At 72.8% G+C, this 22,001-nt stretch carries 20 protein-coding genes; 14 read left to right on the forward strand and 6 right to left on the reverse strand.

The window, feature by feature from the left end:
* Window position 1: 1 nt before the first annotated feature.
* Window positions 2-598 (forward strand): TetR/AcrR family transcriptional regulator, encoded by a 597-nt coding sequence (locus tag ACFRAC_RS04805; protein WP_382920679.1) that lies wholly within the window; start codon window positions 2-4, stop codon window positions 596-598.
* Between the two features lie 12 nt (window positions 599-610).
* On the opposite strand, the gene ACFRAC_RS04810 is transcribed toward ACFRAC_RS04805, so the two are convergent.
* Window positions 611-1,711: an acyltransferase family protein gene (locus ACFRAC_RS04810; RefSeq protein WP_382920682.1), complete on the reverse strand. Its 1,101-nt coding sequence runs from the start codon at window positions 1,709-1,711 to the stop codon at window positions 611-613.
* Between the two features lie 312 nt (window positions 1,712-2,023).
* On the opposite strand from ACFRAC_RS04810, the gene ACFRAC_RS04815 reads away from it, so the two are divergent.
* From ACFRAC_RS04815 to ACFRAC_RS04845, 7 genes are all read left to right on the forward strand, one after another.
* The gene (locus ACFRAC_RS04815) at window positions 2,024-2,680 is read left to right on the forward strand and encodes a hypothetical protein (RefSeq protein ID WP_382920684.1); all 657 of its coding nucleotides are present in this window, start codon (window positions 2,024-2,026) and stop codon (window positions 2,678-2,680) included.
* Between the two features lie 114 nt (window positions 2,681-2,794).
* Window positions 2,795-3,505 (forward strand): class F sortase, encoded by a 711-nt coding sequence (locus ACFRAC_RS04820; protein ID WP_382920687.1) that lies wholly within the window; start codon window positions 2,795-2,797, stop codon window positions 3,503-3,505.
* Between the two features lie 103 nt (window positions 3,506-3,608).
* On the forward strand, window positions 3,609-5,507 hold the full coding sequence (htpG, locus tag ACFRAC_RS04825; protein ID WP_382920690.1) for a molecular chaperone HtpG: 1,899 nt from the start codon (window positions 3,609-3,611) through the stop codon (window positions 5,505-5,507).
* A 94-nt stretch (window positions 5,508-5,601) separates the two neighbouring features.
* On the forward strand, window positions 5,602-6,012 hold the full coding sequence (locus tag ACFRAC_RS04830) for a VOC family protein (RefSeq protein ID WP_382920694.1): 411 nt from the start codon (window positions 5,602-5,604) through the stop codon (window positions 6,010-6,012).
* Between the two features lie 190 nt (window positions 6,013-6,202).
* Window positions 6,203-7,330: a GNAT family N-acetyltransferase gene (locus tag ACFRAC_RS04835; RefSeq protein ID WP_382920697.1), complete on the forward strand. Its 1,128-nt coding sequence runs from the start codon at window positions 6,203-6,205 to the stop codon at window positions 7,328-7,330.
* A 170-nt stretch (window positions 7,331-7,500) separates the two neighbouring features.
* Window positions 7,501-8,742, forward strand: a complete 1,242-nt coding sequence (locus tag ACFRAC_RS04840; protein WP_382920700.1) for a DegT/DnrJ/EryC1/StrS family aminotransferase — start codon at window positions 7,501-7,503, stop codon at window positions 8,740-8,742.
* 567 nt (window positions 8,743-9,309) lie between these two features.
* The gene (locus ACFRAC_RS04845; RefSeq protein WP_382920703.1) at window positions 9,310-9,762 is read left to right on the forward strand and encodes a phospholipase; all 453 of its coding nucleotides are present in this window, start codon (window positions 9,310-9,312) and stop codon (window positions 9,760-9,762) included.
* A 63-nt stretch (window positions 9,763-9,825) separates the two neighbouring features.
* Here the strand turns inward: ACFRAC_RS04845 and ACFRAC_RS04850 are convergent, their stop codons facing one another.
* Together ACFRAC_RS04850 and ACFRAC_RS04855 are read right to left on the reverse strand one after the other, a co-directional pair.
* The gene (locus ACFRAC_RS04850) at window positions 9,826-12,087 is read right to left on the reverse strand and encodes a heavy metal translocating P-type ATPase (RefSeq protein WP_382920706.1); all 2,262 of its coding nucleotides are present in this window, start codon (window positions 12,085-12,087) and stop codon (window positions 9,826-9,828) included.
* Between the two features lie 63 nt (window positions 12,088-12,150).
* Window positions 12,151-12,366 carry a heavy-metal-associated domain-containing protein gene (locus tag ACFRAC_RS04855; RefSeq protein ID WP_382920709.1) on the reverse strand — a complete coding sequence of 72 codons (216 nt, stop codon included), beginning with the start codon at window positions 12,364-12,366 and terminating at the stop codon, window positions 12,151-12,153.
* Between the two features lie 197 nt (window positions 12,367-12,563).
* Between ACFRAC_RS04855 and ACFRAC_RS04860 the strand changes: the two genes are divergently transcribed.
* A complete protein-coding gene (locus ACFRAC_RS04860; protein ID WP_382920712.1) occupies window positions 12,564-13,529 on the forward strand; it encodes a hypothetical protein in 966 nt (321 codons plus the stop codon).
* A gap of 3 nt (window positions 13,530-13,532) precedes the next feature.
* On the opposite strand, the gene ACFRAC_RS04865 is transcribed toward ACFRAC_RS04860, so the two are convergent.
* Together ACFRAC_RS04865 and ACFRAC_RS04870 are read right to left on the reverse strand one after the other, a co-directional pair.
* Window positions 13,533-15,368, reverse strand: a complete 1,836-nt coding sequence (locus ACFRAC_RS04865) for a glycoside hydrolase family 15 protein (protein WP_382920715.1) — start codon at window positions 15,366-15,368, stop codon at window positions 13,533-13,535.
* Window positions 15,369-15,450: 82 nt separating this feature from the next.
* Complete coding sequence (locus tag ACFRAC_RS04870) at window positions 15,451-16,230, reverse strand: DeoR/GlpR family DNA-binding transcription regulator (RefSeq protein ID WP_382920718.1); 780 nt, start codon at window positions 16,228-16,230, stop codon at window positions 15,451-15,453.
* Between the two features lie 132 nt (window positions 16,231-16,362).
* On the opposite strand from ACFRAC_RS04870, the gene ACFRAC_RS04875 reads away from it, so the two are divergent.
* Window positions 16,363-17,244, forward strand: coding sequence for an SIS domain-containing protein (locus ACFRAC_RS04875; protein WP_382920722.1), 882 nt, complete (start codon window positions 16,363-16,365; stop codon window positions 17,242-17,244).
* A gap of 49 nt (window positions 17,245-17,293) precedes the next feature.
* On the forward strand, window positions 17,294-18,163 hold the full coding sequence (locus tag ACFRAC_RS04880) for a ketose-bisphosphate aldolase (protein WP_382920725.1): 870 nt from the start codon (window positions 17,294-17,296) through the stop codon (window positions 18,161-18,163).
* 6 nt (window positions 18,164-18,169) lie between these two features.
* Here ACFRAC_RS04880 and ACFRAC_RS04885 read toward each other — a convergent pair whose 3' ends face one another.
* Window positions 18,170-19,303: a methyltransferase gene (locus ACFRAC_RS04885; RefSeq protein ID WP_382921135.1), complete on the reverse strand. Its 1,134-nt coding sequence runs from the start codon at window positions 19,301-19,303 to the stop codon at window positions 18,170-18,172.
* Between the two features lie 89 nt (window positions 19,304-19,392).
* Here ACFRAC_RS04885 and ACFRAC_RS04890 point away from each other — a divergent pair, with 89 nt between their 5' ends.
* From ACFRAC_RS04890 to ACFRAC_RS04900, 3 genes are all read left to right on the forward strand, one after another.
* On the forward strand, window positions 19,393-20,034 hold the full coding sequence (locus ACFRAC_RS04890) for an alpha-ketoglutarate-dependent dioxygenase AlkB family protein (protein WP_382921138.1): 642 nt from the start codon (window positions 19,393-19,395) through the stop codon (window positions 20,032-20,034).
* Between the two features lie 222 nt (window positions 20,035-20,256).
* Complete coding sequence (locus tag ACFRAC_RS04895) at window positions 20,257-21,501, forward strand: ROK family protein (protein WP_382920728.1); 1,245 nt, start codon at window positions 20,257-20,259, stop codon at window positions 21,499-21,501.
* A 10-nt stretch (window positions 21,502-21,511) separates the two neighbouring features.
* The gene (locus ACFRAC_RS04900) at window positions 21,512-21,955 is read left to right on the forward strand and encodes an RpiB/LacA/LacB family sugar-phosphate isomerase (protein ID WP_382920731.1); all 444 of its coding nucleotides are present in this window, start codon (window positions 21,512-21,514) and stop codon (window positions 21,953-21,955) included.
* The last annotated feature ends 46 nt before the right edge of the window (window positions 21,956-22,001 follow it).

Genomic DNA, 22,001 nt, shown 5'->3' on the forward strand with positions numbered 1-22,001 from the left:
CATGGCACGACTGCCGTCCGCGGAGCGGCGGCGACAGCTCACCGAGGCGGCGATCAGAGCGATGGCCCGGGACGGCGTCCCCCGGACGACGACCCGGTCCATCGCCGCCGAGGCGGGTGTCTCGCTGAGCGTGTTCCACTACTGCTTCGACTCCAAGCAGGAGCTGATCGAGTCCGTCATCACCGCCATCACCGGCCACTACGTACGGCTGGTGAAGGAGGCCCTGCGCCCCCGCGCGACCCTCGAGGACACCGTCCGCGCGGGCTTCCAGGCGTACTGGGACCACGTCCGCGCACACCCGGACGAGCACATGCTCACCTACGAGCTCACCCAGTACGCCCTGCGCCGGCCCGGCTTCGAGCGCCTGGCCCGGCACCAGTACGAGCTGTACGCCGCCACCTACACCGAGCTGATCGACCAGCTGCACGACACGATGGGCCTGCGCCTGCGGGTGCCCGTCCCGGTCCTCGCCCGCTATCTGGCGGCCATGACCGACGGACTGACCCTCAACTACCTGGTGCTCGGCGACGACGCCGCCTGGACCGGAATCCTCGACACGGTCACCGCCCACGTCGCGTCACTGGTGCGCGAGCCCTGACCCCCGCACGGCTCAGCCACGTGCGGGCGCGCCCCGGTCCCCGCCCCGCTCCGCCGCGTTCCGCCGGAACAGCCACGCCATCCGCGGCTCGACCAGCGGGCGCAGGGCACGCCGCACGGGCGGGGTGCACAGCAGCGTCACCACGGCCGCCGCCACGGCGGTCACGACCAGCGCCCCGAGCGGCCCGTGGACCCACGCCGGGTCGTACCAGCCGAAGTGCCCGGCCGTCTGGGCGACGAAGCCGTGCAGCAGATAGCCGAACAGGGTGCCCGTGCCCAGCACCGTGCACCACATCCGCCGCCCCGGCACCCAGGCCAGGAACGCGGCCACCAGCACCAGCGAGCAGACGAACAGCACCGGCGTCATCACCAGCCCGGCCCACGGCGGCGCGCCCAGCTCCTCCGCGCTGTCGCGGTGGTAGAACCAGCCGCCGGTCATCCGCGGCTGCGCCCAGTACGACACCGCCAGCGCGCCGGCGAACACGGGCACCGCGGCGATCCGCACCGCACGGCGCCGCACCCACCGGAAGTGCTCCGGCCGCAGCAGCAGCCCCACCACGAAGTACGGCAGGAACTGCAGGACGCGCTGCAGATCCAGATCGTCGCCGATGGACGGCGACAGCGTGGCCAGCATCGCCACGACGAGCGCCACCGGAACGGCGTACCGAAGCCGTCGCCACAGCGGCGCCGTGAGCCGCCACACGAACAGCGCCCCCAGGAACCACGTCAGATACAGGGGTTCCAGCAGGCTGAACGGCCGACCGGGCTCCCCGTCCGTCCACCGGGTGAAGAGCGTGTAGGCCGTCTCGAAGACCACGTACGGCACGAGCAGACCCGTGACCAGCCGTCTCAGCTGCTCCGGACGGGCTTCAAAGGTCCGCGAGAAGTAGCCCGAGATGATGATGAAGGCCGGCATGTGAAAGGCGTACACGAGCAGGTACAGCGCGCTGACGGTCCGGCTGCCGTCCCGCAGCGGCTCCCAGGCGTGCCCCACCGCCACCAGCACGATCGCCGCATACTTGGCGTTGTCGAAGAAGGCGTCACGCTGTCGGGAAACCGCAGGTCGGGGCGGTGCGGAGCGCTCTGGAGCGGCCTCGGTCGCCTGGCTCACCACGCCGCCCCCCGGGCGGCGCGCGCGGGCCCCGACCGGGAGCCGCCGGCTCTCGGAGGCAGGACGGTACGGACGCTGGACGTCGGCATCCCCCGCGTCTCACCACTTCCGGGTGATCCAAACACGCACGGTGGGATGCCCCTGGTCACAGGGGTGCGGGCGCCCGCTCATTCGGCCGTCAGGGTGCGCGGGTAACCCATGTGATCGCTTCGAATGGTGCCGCCGCCGGACATGGCTGACGGTGGATCACGTCAAGGCCTGGCTCCAGTGGTGATGAAGCGTCAGCCGCCCAGGCCGTGACGGGAGGACTCACTTATGCGCCCTGTTCGCATGCTGCTCGCCACCGCGACGGCCACGGCCGCGCTGGCGATCGCACCCGCCGCTCACGCCGTCACCACCGGTGACTGGGACAACAACGACGGCACGACCCACAGCAAGGAGCACAAGTCCGAGGAGCACGGCAAGTCCGAGGAGCACGGCAAGTCCGAGGAGCACGGCAAGTCCGAGGAGCACGGGAAGTCCGAGGAGCACGGGAAGTCCGAGGAGCACGACCAGTCTCACGGCAAGGAGCACGACAAGGAGGGCAAGCACGACGGCCCGCGCGGCGGGGTCCACACGGGTGGCGGAGCGCTCGCCTCCGTCATGAACGGCGACGACTGGGGCGGCGACAACCCCAAGCACGACCCGGACAGCTACCGGAACAAGGAAGACCACGGCAAGGACTGGAAGTCCGAGGAGAAGGGCGACTCGTGGGGCGGCGGTGACCACGGCGAGGACTCCTGGGGCGGCGACCACGAGGAGGAGTCGTGGGGCGGCGGCGGTGACCACGGCAAGCCGCGCGGCGGGATGCACACCGGCGGCGGCGGCCTCGCCACGCCCGGTGTGACCACCGCCGGCCTGGCCGTCCTCGGGGTCGCGGGCGCCGGCATGTACACGATGCGTCGCAAGAAGGTCGCCGGGTCCGTGGCCTGAGCCGCACCCGACCCGACCCGGCCCGTCGAGGCCGCCGCACGTGCCCTGCGCGTCGCGGCGGCCCCGCCCGCCCCCCAGCCAGTCCGCTGCCCGTCCCAGTGAGGTGGTTCCCCGATGGACGCCGGCCGTCCCTCCGTCCCCCAGCCCGACCCGGCCGGTCCCGACGCCCTGTCCGCGCACTCGCGGCGGACGCGACGTGTGGCCGTGGTGTTCTGGACCGCCATCGCCGCCACCGTCCTCGTCACGATGTTCTCCGGCGGCCGGACCGAGGGGAGCGGGAGCGTCGGCGCTCCCCACGCCCCGCCCGCCTCCTCCTCCGCGCCCGCGACGACCGAGCCCGCCGGACCCGACGCGCGCCCCGGGGGCAAGCACCTGCCCAGGTCCCGGCCGGTGCGCCTGCGCATCCCGAAGATCTCGGTCGACGCCCCCTTCACCGACCTCGCCATCGGCGCCGGCGGACGCCTCGAACCGCCGCCCGCCCACGACACCAACCTCGTCGGCTGGTACGCGAAGGGGGCAGCGCCCGGCGAGACGGGGACGTCGATCATCGCCGGACACGTCGACACGGCCACGTCCGCCGCCGTCTTCGCCAACCTGTACCAGCTGGCGAAGGGGGACCGCTTCGAGGTGCGGCGCGCCGACGGACGCAAGGCCGTCTTCGAGGTCGACGAGACGGAGACCTACGACAAGGACAGCTTCCCGAGCGAGCGCGTGTACGAGGACACCCCCGGCGCCCAGGTCCGGCTCATCACCTGCGCGGGCAACTACGACCGCCAGGTCAGGGACTACACCGCCAACCTCGTCGTCTTCGCCCACCTCGTCTGAGCGGCCCGGGGACGTCCCCCGGGCCTGCTCTCCGCGCCGACTCCGTGTCCTACAGTGACTGCTACCAGTTCCGGTGAACGAACCTGTGAGGTAGTCGCGAACCATGCCGACCGAGACGTTTGAGTTCCAGGTAGAGGCCCGTCAGCTGCTCCAGCTGATGATCCACTCGGTCTACTCGAACAAGGATGTCTTCCTCCGCGAACTCGTCTCCAACGCCTCCGACGCGCTCGACAAGCTGCGCCTGGACAAGCTGCGGGACGACACGCTCGACGCCGATGTGTCCGACCTGCACATCGCGCTCGACGTCGACAAGGAGGCCCGCACCCTCACCGTGCGGGACAACGGCGTCGGGATGTCGTACGACGAGGTCGGACGGCTCATCGGCACCATCGCCAACTCCGGCACCGCCACCTTCCTCAAGGAGCTGCGGGAGGCCGAGGACGAGAAGGGCGCCGAGGGACTGATCGGCCAGTTCGGCATCGGCTTCTACTCCGGCTTCATGGTGGCCGACGAGATGACCCTGGTGACCCGGCGGGCCGGCGAGGCCCACGGCACCCGCTGGTCGTCGCGGGGCGAGGCCACGTACACGCTGGAGAGGGTCGAGGACGCCCCCCAGGGCACCTCCGTCACGCTGCACCTGAAGCCCGCCGACCCCGAGAACCAGCTCCACGACTACACCTCGCCGTGGAAGATCCGGGAGATCGTCAAGCGGTACTCGGACTTCATCACCTGGCCGATCCGCATGGCCCCGGAGACCGCCGACGGCGACGGCACGCCCGAGCCGCAGACGCTGAACTCGATGAAGGCCCTGTGGGCCCGCTCGCGCGACCAGGTCACCGACGACGAGTACCACGAGCTGTACAAGCACATCAGCCACGACTGGCGCGAACCGCTGGAGACCATCCGCCTCCAGGCCGAGGGCACCTTCGAGTACCAGTCCCTGCTGTTCCTGCCCTCGCACGCCCCGTACGACCTGTTCACCCGCGACTACAAGCGCGGCGTCCAGCTGTACGTGAAGCGCGTGTTCATCATGGACGACTGCGAGGCGCTGCTCCCGCCGTACCTGCGCTTCGTCAAGGGCGTCGTGGACGCGGCCGACCTCTCCCTGAACGTCTCCCGTGAGATCCTCCAGCAGGACCGGCACATCCGGATGATGCAGCGCCGGCTCACCAAGAAGGTGCTCTCCACGGTCAAGGAGATGATGACCAAGGACAGCGAGCGCTACGCCACGTTCTGGCGGGAGTTCGGCACCGTCCTCAAGGAGGGCCTGGTCACCGACTCCGAGAACGGCGAGGCCATCCTCGCCGTGGCCTCGTTCGCCACCACCCGCTCCGAGGACGAGCCGACCACGCTGGCGCAGTACGTCGAACGGATGGGCGACGACCAGAAGGACATCTACTACATCACCGGCGAGTCCCGGCAGAGCATCGAGAACTCCCCGCACATGGAGGCGTTCCGGGACAAGGGCATCGAGGTGCTGCTGCTCACCGACCCCGTCGACGAGGTGTGGGTCGACGCCGTCGGCGAGTACCAGGGCAAGAAGCTGCGGTCCGTCACCAAGGGCGAGATCGACCTGGACGCCAAGGGCGACGAGAAGGCCGACGAGGAGCGGGAGAAGCAGGCCGAGGACTACGCCGGACTGCTCGGCTGGATGCGGGAGCGCCTGGAGGAGGACATCAAGGAGGTCCGGCTGTCGACCCGGTTGACGGTCTCGCCCGCCTGCGTCGTGTCGGACGCGAAGGACCTGACCCCGGCCCTGGAGCAGATGTACCGCGCCATGGGCCAGGAGGTGCCGCGCACCAAGCGCATCCTGGAGCTCAACGCCGACCACCCGCTGGTCAAGGGCATGAACCAGGCGTTCAAGAACGACGACGACCGTACGCGCCTCGCCGAGTCCGCCGAACTCCTGCACACCTTGGCGGTGCTCGCCGAGGGCGGCCAGGCCAAGGACCCCGCGCGGTTCGTGAAGCTGGTCGCGGAGCGCATGGAGCGCACCCTGTAGCCGGTCGCGTGCCCCGTATGGCCGTGAGCGCGGGCCGCTGTCAGTGGCCCGCGCTACGTTCCTCGGAGTCGGCTCCCTCACTCCAGGAGGAATCATGGCCTCGCGACTCAACCCGTACATCATGTTCGCGGGCGACGCCCGCCAGGCGCTGGAGTTCTACCAGCAGGTCTTCGGCGGCACCCTCGACGTCAACACCTACGCGGCGTTCGGCCAGAAGGACTCCCCGCTGGCGGACAAGATCATGCACGGCATGCTGGAGACCCCGAGCGGCTTCACCCTCATGGGCGCCGACAACCCCACGGACGACCACCGCCCCGGCAACAACATCGCGGTCAGCCTGAGCGGCGACGACGAGGCGGAGCTGCGCGGCTACTGGGAGAAGCTGTCCGACGGCGCCACGGTGAGCGTGCCGCTGGAGAAACAGATGTGGGGCGACGTCTTCGGCATGTGCACGGACCGGTTCGGCACCACCTGGATGGTGAACATCGCCGGTCAGGACGGCTGAACGCCACCGCCGGGGCGTACCGCCCGGCGGCGGCCGACCCCAAGCGCTGCTAAAGGATTCTTCACCTACCTTGACAGTGTGCGTACTGCTTCGCCACGTTTGATCCTCGCCACGAAGTTCGACATCGGGGGAGACGGTGGCGACGCGCCGCCAAGCGCGGCCGGGGGGACATCTGGGGGGAGCGGTCGCCATGCGATCCACGAACGCCATCACCATTCACAGACCCGAGGACCTGAGCGGCCCGCTGCGCGAGGCGTGGCACCGGGCCATGGACGAGTCGCCGGAGTACGCCAACCCTTTCCTGTCACCGGAGTTCGCGCTCGGTGTGGGCCGGTACCGCGCGGGTGCGCGGGTGGCCGTCCTGCACCGGCGGGGGGAGGCCGTCGGCTTCCTCCCGTACGAACGCAACGCCCTGGGCGTGGGCCGGGCCATCGGCCTCGGGCTGTCCGACTGCCAGGCGCTGGTGCACCGGCCCGGCGTCACCTGGGACATCCGTGAACTGCTGCGGGCGTGCGGCCTGTCCGTCTTCGAGTTCGACCACCTCGTCGAGGAGCAGCGGCCGTTCGCGCCGTACGTCACCGGCACCTTCGCCTCGCCCGTGCTGGACCTGAAGCCCGCCGAGGGCGACTATCCGGCCTGGCTGCGGGCCGCCTATCCGGGGCAGGCCAGGACGACGCTGAAGAAGGAGCGCCGGCTCGGCCGGGACGCGGGCGAGGTCCGTTTCGTGTACGACGAACGCGACCCGCGCGTACTGCGCACCCTCATGCGCTGGAAGTCGGCCCAGTACCGCAGGACGGGGCGGATGGACCGGTTCTCCCGACCGTGGATCGTCGGTCTGGTCGACCATCTCTTCCACGTCCGCGAGGACCACTTCACCGGCATCCTGTCCGTGGTGTACGCCGGGGACCGGCCCGTCGCCGCGCACTTCGGGCCCCGTTCGCGCACGGTGCTCGCCGCCTGGTTCACCGCGTACGACCCCGAGTTCGCGTACTACTCGCCCGGCCTGATGATGCATCTGCGGATGGCGTACGCCGCGGGCCGGGACGGCGTCACCCTCATGGACATGGGGCGCGGCGAGAAGGAGTACAAGGACTGGCTCAAGACCCGTGAGCTGCGGGTGGCCGAAGGGTTCGCGACGCGCCCCCACCCGGTCGCGGCGGCCCAGCGGATGTGGCGCAGACCCGTGCGCGGCCTGCGCAACACCGTCCTCGCCCACCCCGCCCTGCGCGGCCCCGCCGACCGGCTGCTGAAGACCGCCGGCGGCCTGCGCACCTCCGTCACGTCCCGCGCACGCGGGACCGGCGCCCGCACCCGCTGAGCACCGCCCCCTCCCCGCCCCACCGCCGTCGTCCGCACCCCGCCGGGGTCAGGGGCCTGGCCGGGCACGCCCTGGACCGCCCCCGCGAGACGGTCGCGCACGACATCCGACAGCCCGCACCGGCCACCCCGGGACGGGTCTTCGCCGAAGCTCTCACGGAAGAGGTGACCATGCCGTACGGATCGCGGCTCGCCGCGATGATGACGCGGCGCATCGGACGCGAATGCGTCTACACGCCCTCGGCCCGACTCGCCCTCTACCTCGCGCTGCGGCGCTGGTGCCGGCCGGGTGGACGCGTCCTGATGTCCCCGGTGAACGACGACGTGATCCTCTTCGTCGTCCTCGCCGCCGGACTGCGCCCCGTGCAGGCGCCCGTCTCCCGCTGGGACGGCAACATCGACCCGGACGCCGTGCCGGAGTCGACCTGGCGCGAGATCGACGCCGTCCTGACCACCAACCTGTACGGCCTGCCCGACCGCGTCGTCGAGCTGCGGCGCCGCTGCGAGGCGCTCGGCATCCCGCTGATCGAGGACGCCGCGCACGCCATCGGCACCCACGTCGACGGACAGCCCATCGGGACCTTCGGCACGGCCGCCGCGTTCAGCCTCTCCAAGCACGTCGCGGCGACGGCCGGCGGCTTCCTCGCCGTCGAGGACGCGGGCGCCCGGCGCGAACTGGAACGGCTGCGCGACGACCTGCTCACCCCGCGCAGGCTGCGGGCCGACCTGACCGTCACCCTGCGCCCCCTGGCCCGGTCCGCGGTCCGCTCCCTGCATCTGGTGCGGCCCGTGTGGCGCACCATGCAGCGGCTCGGGCTGCTGGAGCGCGACGACTTCCGGATGGCCCTGCACGCCCCCCGCCTCACCGCCAGTGCCCCCCGCGCCCCTAGCCTCACCGCGTACGAGCCGTGGGTCCGGGTCGACCTGCACGGCTTCCGCGCCCGGCACGGCGCGCTGGTGCGCGGGCAGTTGGAGCTGCGCATGGCCCTGCTCGACGGCGATCTCGCCCGCCGCAGGGACGGCGTCTCCCGGCTCGCGGGCACCACTTGGGCCAGCCCGGCGCTGCGTGAGCGGACCGCGCACGACGGCCCGCCCGCCCTCTTCCGGGTCCCGCTGCTGGTCCACGACCGCGACGCGCTGGTGGACCGCCTCGTCGACCGCGGTGTGGTGACCGGGTACATCTACGATCCGCCGCTCGACGACTACGCGGGCGCCGAGTTCGTGGAACCGTCCCCGGACCCCTCGGCGGCCCGCTGGTTCGCCGGGCACGTCCTGCCGGCCGACCCCCTCCTGGCCCGCGGGATCGCCGCCTCCCTGACCAAGGAGCGGGTCACGCCCGCGCACCCGCCCCTCACGCCCCGCACGGGCGAGCCGGACGCCGCGGCCACACCGCCCGCCCCACTGGGCCAGTGACGGCCGGGCCGCCGGGCGGCGGGCCCGTCGAGCACTTCTCCACCGCCACGATGGCGGCTTGGAGGAACTGCGGGCACGCCCCCGGCCGGGGTCCGGCGGCTGACCGCCGTCCCGCGCTCGGCCCCAGGAAGGCCCTCGTCCGCACACGGTCGACGGGGGCGCGGGCGGGCGGCGCTCGACCGGTCCTTCGCCTGGCCAACGTCCACGACGCGCCACTGGTGTTCGGGTCGGCACGCGATGCACGCCTCGCACCGGTTCGTGCGCTCCGAGCCGGTCCCGGCGGTCGCCGCGTCCCGGGTGTTCCACGAGGAGTTCACCCTGGCACCCGGCGCGTCCTTCGCGTCCATCGGTACCGGCTGGGAGTCGCCGACGGGGCCTGGGACCATGCGCGGGTGCCCCCCTACCCCGCGCGCCTCCCATGGTGACCCCGGGTCCCAACGTCTCTGTCAAGACCGCGAGTTGACGGGTTGTCGAGCGCTCACGGAGTAAACGACCGTTCAGGTGTCAATCATGTTGTCATGAACCTGCGGTCCGACGGGCGGGCCGCAGCCTCATGGAGGTGTGGAAATGCGCCGCCCACTCACCACCGCTCTCGCCGCCTCGGCCGTGTCCGTCGCGACTCTCGTCGTCCTCGCACCGGCCGCCCAGGCCGCTCCCGCGGACAAGCCCCAGGTACTGTCCAGCTGGACGCAGACGTCCGCGTCCAGCTACAACACCTGGGTCGCCGCCCGCTCCAACCAGTCGGCCTGGGCCGCCTACGGCTTCGACTGGTCCACCGACTACTGCTCCACGTCCCCGGACAACCCCTTCGGCTTCCCGTTCTCCACGCCCTGTGCCCGGCATGACTTCGGCTACCGCAACTACAAGGCCATGGGCACGTTCAACGCGAACAAGTCCCGTCTGGACAGCGCCTTCTACGAAGACCTCAAGCGCGTGTGCGCCGGCTACAGCGGCGCTTCCAAGAGCGCCTGCGACAGCACGGCGTGGACCTACTACCAGGCCGTGAAAGCCTTCGGCTGAGCCACCGGCACACGGCGGAGGGGCGCCGCACACGCGGCGCCCCTCCGTTCGCTCCCGGCCCGCTCAGTCCGCGGCCCGGAAGGACCGCAGCCGCAGGGAGTTGCCGACCACGAAGACCGAGGAGAAGGCCATCGCCGCCCCCGCGATCATCGGGTTCAGCAGACCGGCCGCGGCCAGCGGCAGCGCGGCGACGTTGTAGGCGAACGCCCAGAACAGGTTGGACCGGATCGTGCCGAGCGTACGGCGGGCGAGCCGGATGGCGTCGGCGGCGGCGCGCAGGTCGCCGCGCGCCAGGGTGAGGTCCCCCGCCTCGATGGCCGCGTCCGTGCCGGTGCCCATCGCGAGCCCCAGGTCGGCCTGGGCCAGCGCGGCCGCGTCGTTGACGCCGTCGCCCACCATGGCGACCGAACGCCCCTCGCCCTGGAGACGCTTGACGATGTCGGCCTTGTCCTGCGGCAGCACCTCGGCGATCACGTCCTCGGCCGCGACACCGACCTCACGGGCGACCGCCTGGGCGACGCGGCGGTTGTCGCCGGTCAGCAGCATCGGCGTCAGACCGAGGGCCCGCAGCCGCGCGACGGCCTCCCGGCTGGTCTCCTTCACCGCGTCGGCGACCTCCAGCACCGCCCGTGCCGCCCCGTCCCAGGCCACCACGATCGCGGTACGGCCGGCCGCCTCGGCGCCCTCCCGGGCCTGCCGCAGCTCCTCCGGCAGCTCCGACTCCTGCTCCGCCAGGAGGCTTTCGCGGCCCACGAGCACCGTGTGTCCCTCGACCACGCCCCGCACGCCGAGCCCCGGCACGTTCGCGAAGTCCTCGGGCGCGGGAAGCGATCCGAGCCGCGCCCGGGCCCCCTCGGCCACCGCGCGGGCGACCGGGTGCTCGGAGGAGTGCTCCAGCGCCCCCGCCAGCCGCAGGACGTCCTCCTCCGCGGTGCCGGCGGCGGTGTGAACGGCGAGCAGCGTCATCCTGCCGGTCGTGACGGTGCCCGTCTTGTCCAGGACCACGGTGTCGACCCGGCGCGTGGACTCCAGCACCTCGGGCCCCTTGATCAGGATGCCGAGCTGGGCACCGCGCCCGGTGCCCACCAGGAGCGCGGTCGGCGTGGCCAGCCCCAGGGCGCAGGGGCAGGCGATGATGAGCACGGCCACGGCGGCGGTGAAGGCGGCCGCGGGCCCGGCGCCGTTGCCCAGCCAGAAGCCGAGGGTGCCCAGCGCGAGGGCGATGACGACGGGCACGAACACGGCGGAGATCCGGTCCGCCAGCCGCTGGGCGGCGGCTTTGCCGTTCTGCGCGTCCTCGACCAGCCGGGCCATCCGGGCGAGCTGGGTGTCCGCCCCGACCCGCGTCGCCTCGACGACGAGCCGCCCGCCCGCGTTCAGCGTCGCACCCGTGACCGGGTCGCCCGCGGTCACCTCCACCGGCACGGACTCGCCGGTCAGCATCGAGGCGTCCACCGCGGACGACCCCTCGACCACCATGCCGTCGGTGGCGATCTTCTCCCCGGGACGGACCAGGAAACGGTCGCCCACGGCCAGCTCCACGATGGGGCGGGTGGTCTCGGTGCCGTCCGGGTCCAGCACGGTGACGTCCTTGGCGCCCAGCTCCAGCAGGGCCTTCAGGGCCGCGCCCGCCTTGCGCCGGGAGCGGGCCTCGAAGTATCGCCCGGCCAGGAGGAAGGCGGTGACACCGGCGGCCGCCTCCAGATAGATGTTCCCCGAGCCGTCGCCGCGGGCGATCGTCAGCTCGAAGGGGTGCGTCATACCCGGCTCGCCGGCCGTGCCGAGGAACAGAGCCCACAGCGACCACAGGAACGCGGCCGACGTACCGACCGAGATCAGGGTGTCCATGGTGGCGGCGCCGTGCCGCAGATTGGTGAACGCGGCACGGTGGAAGGGCCAGGCGGCGTAGGTCACGACGGGCGCCGCCAGAGTGAGCGACAACCACTGCCAGTACTCGAACTGGAGCGCCGGGACCATCGCCATCGCGACCACGGGCACCGCCAGGACCACGGCGGACACCAGCCGCTGCCTGAGCGGCCGCAGTCCGTCGTCCTCGGTCCGGTCCTGGTCCGCCGGCTCCTCGGGGGCGGGCGGCGCGGGCCGGCGGGCGGTGTACCCGGTGGCCTCCACGGTGGCGACCAGATCCGGGACGGTGACCCCGGCGGCGAAGCTGACCCTGGCCTTCTCGGTCGCGTAGTTGACGGTGGCGCTCACGCCCTCCATGCGGTTCAGCTTCTTCTCGACGCGCGCCGCGCACGATGCGCACGTCATGCCGCCGATGACGAGCTCCACGTCGCTCGTCCGGCCGGTCGCGGTGGTGGTCATCGCTGCTCCTGGTGCGGGATACGGGTGGAGCCCGGCGCGGCAGGGCCCCGGGGGAGGGGCGGGTCAGGCGGCGCGGCCGGTGAGTTCATAGCCGGCGTCGTCCACGGCCGCGGCGATGCGGGCGTCGTCCGGCTCGGCAACGCTGGTGACGGTGATGTGGCCCGTGGCGAGATCGACGTCGACGCCGGTGACGCCGTCCAGTGCGCCGATGGCCTCGGTCAGCGCGGCCCGGCAGTGGGCGCAGCTCATCCCGGAGACGGCGTACGTGGTGGTGGACATGCGGTTCCTCCTGTGCTCGGGGATCGGGACCTCGGGTCGCCCCCGATACGGGGCGGGGGTACCCTTGCAGGAGTCCATGTATACCCCTGGGGGGTAGCTGCGGCAAGTCTCTACACGACTTGACTGGATACCCCCCAGGGGTATGTTGAAGTGCATCGAACGACCACGACGCCGTACCTGACCCGCAGGAGACCGCCATGCATGCCGGACTGAGGATCACCGCGTTCGCCGCCGCGCTGGCCGCGACTTTCGGCACCGCCTACGGCCTGGGCGAGGCATTCGGCCCCGTCGTCGAGAACCCCGCGCCCGCCCGCCACGACACCCACCCGCAGGCTTCGTCGGAGCCGGAGGACGAGGGCGGCGGCCACGGCGGGCACGAGGCCGAGCCCGCCGGGGGACTGCAGATCTCCGCGGGCGGCTACACCCTCGACCTCGCCACCGCGCGGGTCGCCGCCGGAAAGCGCTCCGAGCTGAGCTTCGTCATCCGCGACAGCGCGGGCCGCGCCGTGACCGCCTACCAGCGGGAGCACGACAAGGAGCTGCACCTCATCGTGGCCTCACGCGACCTGGGGACCTACCGTCATCTGCACCCCACCCGCGCCGCCGACGGCACCTGGAGCATCCCGGTGGACCTGCCCCGCGCCGGCGGCTACCGGGTCTTCGCCGACTTCACCCCGGCGAAGAAGGGCGCCGGGAACCTCACCCTGGGCGCGGACCTGGCGGTCTCCGGCCCGTACGAGCCGCAGCGGCTGCCCGAGCCGCGGAGCACCGCGACGGTCCACGGCTACGAGGTCCGGCTCGACGGCGCCCTGCGGCCGGGCGCGGCGGGCGAGCTGAAGCTGACGGTCTCCCGCGACGGCCGCCCGGTGACCGACCTCCAGCCCTACCTCGGCGCCTACGGCCACCTGGTCGCCCTGCGCTCCGGCGACCTCGCCTACCTGCACGTCCACCCCAACGGCGAACCCGGCGACGGCACCACGAAGCCCGGCCCGGACGTCTCCTTCACGGCCACGGCACCGAGCGGCGGCACCTACCGGCTGTTCCTGGACTTCAAGCACGCGGGCAGGGTCCACACGGCGGCCTTCACGGTCCGTGCCGGCGCCACGGCAACCGGCCAGGAGCCGTCCGCACCGCACGGCGACGAGTCCGGGCACGGGCACTGACGCTCAGCCCAGCGCCCGGTCCAGGTTGAAGGCGGCGCTGATCAGCGCCAGATGCGTGAACGCCTGCGGGAAGTTGCCCTGCTGCTCGCCGGTGTGGCTGATCTCCTCGGCGTACAGGCCCAGATGGTTGGCGTACGTCAGCATCTTCTCGAAGGCCAGCCGGGCCTCGTCCAGCCGGCCCGCGTGTACCAGCGCCTCCACGTACCAGAAGGAGCAGATGGAGAAGGTGCCCTCGACGCCGTGCAGGCCGTCCGGGCTGATCCGCGGGTCGTACCGGTAGACCAGCGAGTCGGACACCAGTTCGTCGGTGAGGGCGTCGAGCGTGGACAGCCACTTGGGGTCGGTCGGCGCGATGAACTTCGTCAGCGGCATCATCAGGACGGCCGCGTCCAGGACGTCGGCGCCCTCGTGCTGGACGAAGGCCTGACGGGACGGGGACCAGCCGCGGCTCATGATCCGCCGGTAGATGGCGTCCCGGCTCCCCTGCCAGCGGGCCAGGTCGGCGGGCAGACCGCGCCGGTTCGCCATCCGGATGGCCCGCTCGATCGCCACCCAGCACATCAGCCGGGAGTACAGGAACTTCCTGCGCCCGCCGCGCGTCTCCCAGATCCCCTCGTCGGGCTGGTCCCAGTGCGCGCACACCCAGTCGACCAGTGCGCACACGTCGTCCCACTGGTCGCTGGAGATCGGCTGCGCCCACTTGTCGTACAGATAGACCGAGTCGATCAGCGCGCCGTAGATGTCGAGCTGGAGCTGGTCGACGGCGGCGTTGCCGACCCGGACCGGCGACGACCCCAAGTGCCCTTCCAGATGCCCGAGTTCCCGCTCGGGCAGATCAGCGCGGCCGTCGATGCCGTACATGATCTGCAACGGCCCCGAGCTCCGGCCGTCGCCCGGGGTGATGTGCCGGCTCAGGAACCGCATGAACGCCGCGGCCTCGTCGGTGAACCCCAGCCGCAGCATCGCGTACACGGCGAAGGCGGCGTCGCGCACCCAGGTGTACCGGTAGTCCCAATTGCGCTCGCCGCCCACCTGTTCGGGCAGGCTCGTGGTCGGCGCGGCCACGATGGCGCCGGTCGGGGCGTAGGTGAGCAGCTTCAGGGTGAGGGCCGAGCGGTGCACCATCTCCCGCCAGCGGCCCCGGTAGCGGGAGGAGGCCAGCCAGCGCCGCCAGTATTCCACCGTGCCGCGCAGATCCTCCTCCGCCTCGGCCCACGCGCAGCGCCGCGGGGTCACCTCGCCGCCGACCTGGTCCAGTGCGAACACCGCCCCCTCACCCTCGGCGATCTTGAACTCGGCGTACACGTCGGGTCCGTCGATCTCCAGCGGCACGGTCGAGGTCAGCCCGAGCGACAGCTTGGCGGACTCGAAGACCACCACCCCGTCGATCATGCGCACGGTGTGCGGGTCGGCGCCGTAGCCGAAGCGCGGCGCGATACGGGTGCGGAACGGGAGCGACCCGCGGACGCACACCACACGCCGGATCAGCCGGTGCCGGTCGGCCTCGGCCGGCTTGACCCCGACCGGCATGAAGTCCTGGATCTCCCCGACGCCGTCCTCGGTGAAGAACCGGGTGATCAGCACATTGGTGTCGGGGAAGTAGAACTGCTTGGTCCGCGCGGGGACCGCCGCCGCCAGCTCGAAGCACCCGCCGCGCTCGGTGTCCAGGACGGAGGCGAAGACGCTCGGGGCGTCGAAGGCCCCGCAGCAGTACCAGTCGACCGTGCCGTCCGTGCCCACCAGGGCCACACTGCGCAGATCGCCGATCAGCCCGTGGTCGGCGATCGGCACATACCCCTTCGCCCCGGGTGCGTGCGCCTCGGCGGGAGTCGTGCTCATCGCAGCCTCCTAGGCCCGCTCGCTCCCAGAGTAGAGGGAATCGGGCGGACGGGCCTCGCCGGACGACCGGAGGCGTCGGCGCTCAGACGGTGACGACCCGCAGGCCTGCCTCCTCGAAGCCGCGCACCAGGTCCGGGTCGGCCGACGTGTCGGTGACCAGGGTGTCCACGGTGTCCACCGCGCAGATGCGGGCGAAGGCCCGCCGGCCGAGCTTGCTGGAGTCCGCCGCCACGATCACGCGTTCGGCGCGCTCGCACAGCAGCCGGTTGATCGCCGCCTCCGCCTCGTCGTGTGCGGCGGCCCCGTGCGCGACGTCGAGGGCCACCACGCCGAGCACCGCCGCGTCGAGGGTGATCTGGGACAGCACGCCGTCCGCGAGCGGCCCGACCAGCTCGTACGACTGCGGACGCGCGACCCCGCCGGTCAGCACGATCTTGAACTGGGGCCGCACGGCGAGCTCGTTGGCGATGTTGAGCGCGTTGGTGACCACGGTGAGCGCGGGGGTGCCCGAGGCGAGGTCGCCGCGTACGGCGAGGGCGCGGGCCACCTCGGTCGTCGTCGTGCCGCCGGTCAGCCCGACCGCCTCGCCCGGCGCGAGGAGACCGGCCACCGCGCCGGCGATGCGCTGCTTCTCCGAGGCGTTGCGAGCGGTCTTGTAGCGCAGCGGCAGCTCGTACGACACCCCGTGCACGACCGCGCCGCCACGGGTGCGGACCAGCATCTGCTGCGCGGCGAGCTGGTCGAAGTCGCGACGGATCGTGGCAGCGGAGACCTCCAGCTCGGCGGCCGCCTCGTCGACGTCCAGCCGGCCCCGCTCCACGAGCAGGTGCAGCAGCGCCTTCCAGCGGGCGTCGCGCGACATCCGCCCTCCCTTCCCTCGATCTCCGGTGACCTTAACGCACGCTTGCTCCGCCGTTTTGCTTGATTCTGCTCGAAAGCTCGCTCTATCTTGCAGGAACAATCATTCAGGTCGCATGGCCGGGAGGGTGACGGCATGACGCATGTCGAGGACGAGCTCAACAGCCAGCCGGAGTGCTGGACGCGTGCCGCGGCGGACGCCCCCGCCGCCGGCGGGAGGCTGCCGCAGGCCGGGGAGCGGGTCGCGGTCGTCGGCTGCGGCACCTCGTACTACATGGCGCAGGCGTACGCCGCTCTGCGCGAAGGGGCCGGCCAGGGGGAGACGGACGCCTTCCCCGCCTCGGAGTTCCCGTCCCGGCGCGCCTACGACCGGATCCTCGCCCTCACCCGCTCCGGTACCACCACCGAGGTCCTGGACCTGCTGGAGCGGGCGAAGGGGCGGACCCGCACCACGGCGATCACCGCCGACCCGGACACCCCCGTGACGACGGCCGCCGACGACCTCGTGGTCCTCGACTACGCGGACGAACGCTCCGTCGTGCAGACCCGCTTCGCCACCACCGCGCTCACCCTGCTCCGCGCCCACCTCGGCCTCCACCCGGAGGAGGCCGTCCCCGACGCCCGCACCGCGCTCACCGACACCCTCCCGGACGATCTCGTCGAACGCACGCAGTTCACCTTCCTGGGCCGCGGCTGGACCGTCGGCCTCGCCCACGAGGCCGCCCTGAAGATGCGCGAGGCGTCCCTGTCCTGGACCGAGGCGTACCCGGCGATGGAGTACCGGCACGGCCCCATCAGCGTCACCACCACCACCACCGCGACCTGGATGTTCGGCGAGGCCCCCGAGGGACTGGCCGCCCAGGTCGGCGCCACCGGCGCCCGGTGGATCGAGGGACGGCTCGATCCGCTCGCCGAACTGGTCCGCGCCCAGCGGCTCGCGGTCGCGGTCGCCGCCGCCCGCGGCTTCGACCCCGACCGGCCGCGCCACCTCACCCGCTCGGTGATCCTCGCCCCCTGACGCGCCCGCACCCGGCCGGCGTCCGCCGCCCGCCCAGAAAGGACAGGCCGTGCCCCTCGTCACCACCGGCGAACTCGTCACCCGCGCCGCCGCCGACCGTTCCGCCGTCGCCGCGTTCAACGTCATCACCCTGGAACACGTGGAGGCGGTCGTCGCCGGCGCGGAGAGCGCCGGTTCCCCCGTCGTCCTCCAGGTCAGCGAGAACGCCGTCAAGTTCCGCTACGGACGGCTCATGCCGCTCGCCAGCGCGGCCGTCGCCGCCGCCGAACGCGCCGGAGTCCCCGTCGCCCTGCACCTGGACCACGTCCAGAGCGACGACCTGCTGCGCCAGGCCCCCGCCGTCGGATTCAGCTCCGTGATGTACGACGCGGCCCGGCTGCCCTACCTCGACAACCTCGCCGCGACCAAGGCCGCCGCGGCCTGGGCGCACGCCCAGGGCCTGTGGATCGAGGCCGAACTGGGGCGCGTCGGAGGCAAGAACGGCGCGCCGCCGCTCGACGCGCACGCCCCCGGCGCCCGTACCGACCCGGCCGAGGCGAGCGCGTTCGTCGCCGACTCCGGCGTGGACGCCCTCGCCGTCGCCATCGGCAGCTCGCACGCCATGACGACCCGCACCGCCGCCCTCGACCACGCTCTGCTCAAGCGCCTGTCCGCCGCCGTGGACGTCCCCCTCGTCCTGCACGGCTCCTCCGGCGTCCCCGACGGCGAACTGACCGAGGCGGTCGTCGGCGGCATCGCCAAGGTGAACGTCGGCACCGCCCTCAACATCGCGATGACCACCGCGATCCGCGACTTCCTCGCGGCCCACCCGGACGCCGTCGACTCGCGCACCTACCTCAGCGTGGGGCGCGAGGCGATGGTGCGCACGGTCGCCGGGATCATCACGGTGCTGGCGGGCGCGCGCGGCGACGCCCCCTGACGCCACCTACCGGCGGACCGCCCGCAGCACCACGAACTTCGGATCGGAGGCGACCACCTCGCTGTTGCCGAACAGCCGCCGCAGCTTCACGTGGTAGCCGAGGTGCCGGTTGCCGATCACCCACAGCTCCCCGCCCGGCCGCAGCGCCCGCCGCGCTCCCGTGAACATCCGCCAGGCCGTCGCGTCGGTGGTGGCCTGGTGGGAGTGGAACGGCGGATTGTTCAGCACCAGGTCGACGCTGCCGTCCGGCACACCCGCCATCCCGTCGCCCACCCGGAACTCGGCGTGCCCGGGCACCCCGTTCGCCTTGAACGTCCCCTCCGCCGACGCCACCGCCTGGAAGGACTCGTCGACGAACAGCACCTCGGCCTCAGGGTTCGCCAGCGCCGCCGCCGTCCCCACGACGCCGTTGCCGCACCCGAGGTCCACCACCCGCCGCGGGCCCCGCCCGCCCGGCAGATGGGCCAGGAAGAACCGGGTGCCGATGTCGAGCCGGTCGGCGCAGAACACCCCCGCGTGATTCACGACCGTGCTCCCGGAGGCCGCCCCGACCCCGCCGGGCAGCGTGTAGGTGTACGGCCACGGGTTCGCGGGCCGCTGCCGCGACGGCTCGGGAGTGCAGAAGATCAGCCGGGCCTTCCGCTTCGCAGGCGAGGTCCGCGTCGGCCCGAGGATCCGCTCGAACAGCTCCAGCGTGGACGTGTGGATCTCCCGCACCATGCCCGTGCCCACGACGACCGTGCCCCCGTGCACGGCGGGCGCCAGCCGCAGCAGCTGGTCCTCCAGCAGCGCCAGGCTCTTCGGCACCCGCACCAGGAGCACGTCGACCCGGTCCGGCGGCGGGTCCTGCGTGGTGAGCAACCGGACCGCGCCGGGCTCGACGCCGTGCCGGGCGAGGTTGACCCGGGTGGCCTCCTGGGCCAGCCAGGAGTCCGTGATCTGGGTGGTCCGGTGCGCCGCCAGCGCCGTGACCAGGGCGCCCCAGCGGTCGCCGACGACCACGACCGTGCCGGACAGCGGGACGTCCTGCTCGGCGAGGTGCGCGAGGAGGTACTCGTCGGACGCGTCCCAGGCGCGCAGCCGGTCGCGGGGGTCCACGGGGAAGCGGGTCAGCGCGAGATCGCCCCAGGGCGTCGTCATCCGGTCGTTCATCGTGCGTCAAGGCTAAGCGACCACGGCCGCCCGCCCGCACCCGAGCCGCGGCCGCGGACGGTGGGAGGATGGGGTACATGGAGGCCGAGCTGTTCCCGCGGGAGCGCGCCGTCGTCGCGCCGGGCGCGGTGCACGTGCCGGACTGGCTGGACGCCGCGGCCCAGCGCGAGCTGCTGGACGCCTGCCGCGTATGGGCCCGCCCCCCGGCCGGACTGCGCACCGTCCGCACGCCCGGCGGCGGCACCATGACGGCCCGGCAGGTGTGCCTCGGCTGGCACTGGTACCCGTACGCCTACGCCCGCACCGTCGTCGACGGCGACGGCGCCCCGGTCAAGCCGTTCCCCCAGCGGCTCGGCGCCCTGGCCCGGCGCGCGGTGCGCGACGCCCTCGGCGAGGAGGCCGGGCCGTACGACCTCGCGCTGATCAACTTCTACGACGCCGACGCCCGCATGGGCATGCACCGCGACGCCGACGAGCGGTCCACGGCACCCGTGGTGTCCCTGAGCCTCGGCGACACCTGCGTCTTCCGCTTCGGCAACAGCGAGACCCGGACCCGGCCGTACACGGACGTCGAACTGCGCAGCGGCGACCTGTTCGTGTTCGGCGGACCCTCGCGGCTCGCCTACCACGGGGTGCCCAAGGTGTACCCGGGCACGGCGCCCCCGGACCTGGGGCTCACGGGGCGGCTGAACGTCACGCTGAGAGTGAGCGGGCTGTAGGGCCTTTCGTTTGGATCAGCCCGGCTGTGGCCGACGGGACATGGTGACGTGCCCGAGCGGGGTCTGGTGCGTGCAGTTGCAAGGCGGAGGAGGGAGTCGACGCGGAGCGTCGGCGAGTGACGACAACGCCGCAGATGCGCGTGCCAGGCCCCGCGACGCCGGGATGATCCAAACGAAAGGCCCTAGGTCACCGCGCTGCGGGATCATGGGAGACTCGCCCTCATGAGCGGCAAGGCGGACCCCCGGCCGGCGGGGGAAGGGACCACCACCCCGAGAACGCGGCTGGAGCGGGGGCGCGGTGCGCTCGGACCCGCGTTGGAGCTCGTGCACACCGGACGCGCACCCACGCGCGCCGTCCTCACCGCCGAACTCGGTGTCACCCGCGCGACGGCCGGGGTCGTCGCCGCCGAGCTGGAGGCGCTCGGGCTGATCAGGGTCGACGCCCGGCCGGGCGCGGCGGCCGGCTCCCAGGGCCGGCCCTCGCACCGGCTGTCCGTCGCCGAGGACGGGCCGGTCGTCCTCGCCGCCCAGGTGCACGCCGACGGGTTCCGGGCGGCGCTGGTCGGCCTCGGCGGCCGTATCGTCGCCACCGCTCCGGGCTGCGAGGCCGTGGACGCCGACCCGGCCAAGGTGCTCGGCTCCGTCGTCGAGGCCGGCGCGGACCTGCTGAGCGAGACCGGCCGGCGCTGTGTCGGAGCCGGGCTCGCCGTCCCGTCCGCCGTCGCCGAACCGGACGGCCTCGCCCTCAACCCGCTGCACCTGGCGTGGCCGGCGGGCGCCCCCGTCCGCCGTATCTTCACCGAGTGCGTGCGCGCGGCCGGGATCACCGGACCGGCGTTCGCCGGCAACGACGTCAACCTCGCGGCGCTCGCCGAGCACCGGCACGGCGCCGGGCGGGGCGCCCGCGACCTGCTGTGCGTGGCCACCGGGCACCGGGGCGTCGGCGGCGCGCTCGTCCTCGACGGCCGTCTGCACACCGGCAGTTCGGGCCTGGCCCTGGAGGTCGGCCACCTCACCGTCAACCCCGAGGGCCGGCCCTGCCACTGCGGCAGCCGCGGCTGCCTGGACGTCGAGGCCGATCCGCTGGCGTTCCTCACGGCGGCCGGCCGCGAGCCCGGCCCCGTGGTGTCACTGCTCCAGCAGGCCAACGACCTGATCCGCGGCCACTACGACGACCCGACGGTCCGCACCGCCACCGAGGCCCTCATCGACCGGCTCGGCCTCGGCCTCGCGGGCCTGGTCAACATCCTCAACCCCGACCGCATCATCCTCGGCGGCCTGCACCGCACCCTCTTCGACGCCGACCCCGGACGGCTGCGCGCGGTCGTCGCGGACCGCAGCCTGTGGGGCCAGAGCGGCGGCGTCCCGATCCTCGCCTGCAGCCTCGACCACAACAGCCTCGTCGGCGCCGCCGAGTTGGCGTGGCAGCCGGTGCTCGACGACCCGCTCGCCGCGCTGGCGCCGTAGGCTTCGTGACATGCGGATCGCCGTCTCCTCGGACATGGACGAACCCGTCGCCCGGCTCCTCGTCGCCGAGCTGCGCGACCGGGGCCACGAGGTGCTGGCGCACGGCGCCCTCAGCCCCGGCGACGACGCGCGCTGGGCCGTCTGCTCCCAGGCGGCGGCCCGTGAGGTCGCGGCCGGCTCGGCGGACCGGGCGGTGGTGTGCTGCTGGACCGGTACCGGCGCGTCCATCGCCGCGAACAAGGTGCCGGGCGTCCGCGCGGCCCTGTGCACCGACGCGTACACCGCGCAGGGTGCCCGCCGCTGGAACGACGCCAATGTGCTCGCCCTGAGCCTGCGCCTGACCTCGGAGCCGCTGCTCAGGGAGATCCTCGACGCCTGGTTCACCACCGAGGCCGGCACCGACGCCGAGGACCGGGAGAACGTGGAGCACCTCGAGCGGCCCGACGGGACCTGACGGCGTACTTCCCGGGGGGTACGCGCGGTGCCGCCGGCCGTACGAC

Origin of the sequence: Streptomyces sp. NPDC056628 (genome assembly GCF_042792555.1) — a bacterium.
Classification (GTDB): Bacteria; Actinomycetota; Actinomycetes; order Streptomycetales; family Streptomycetaceae; genus Streptomyces.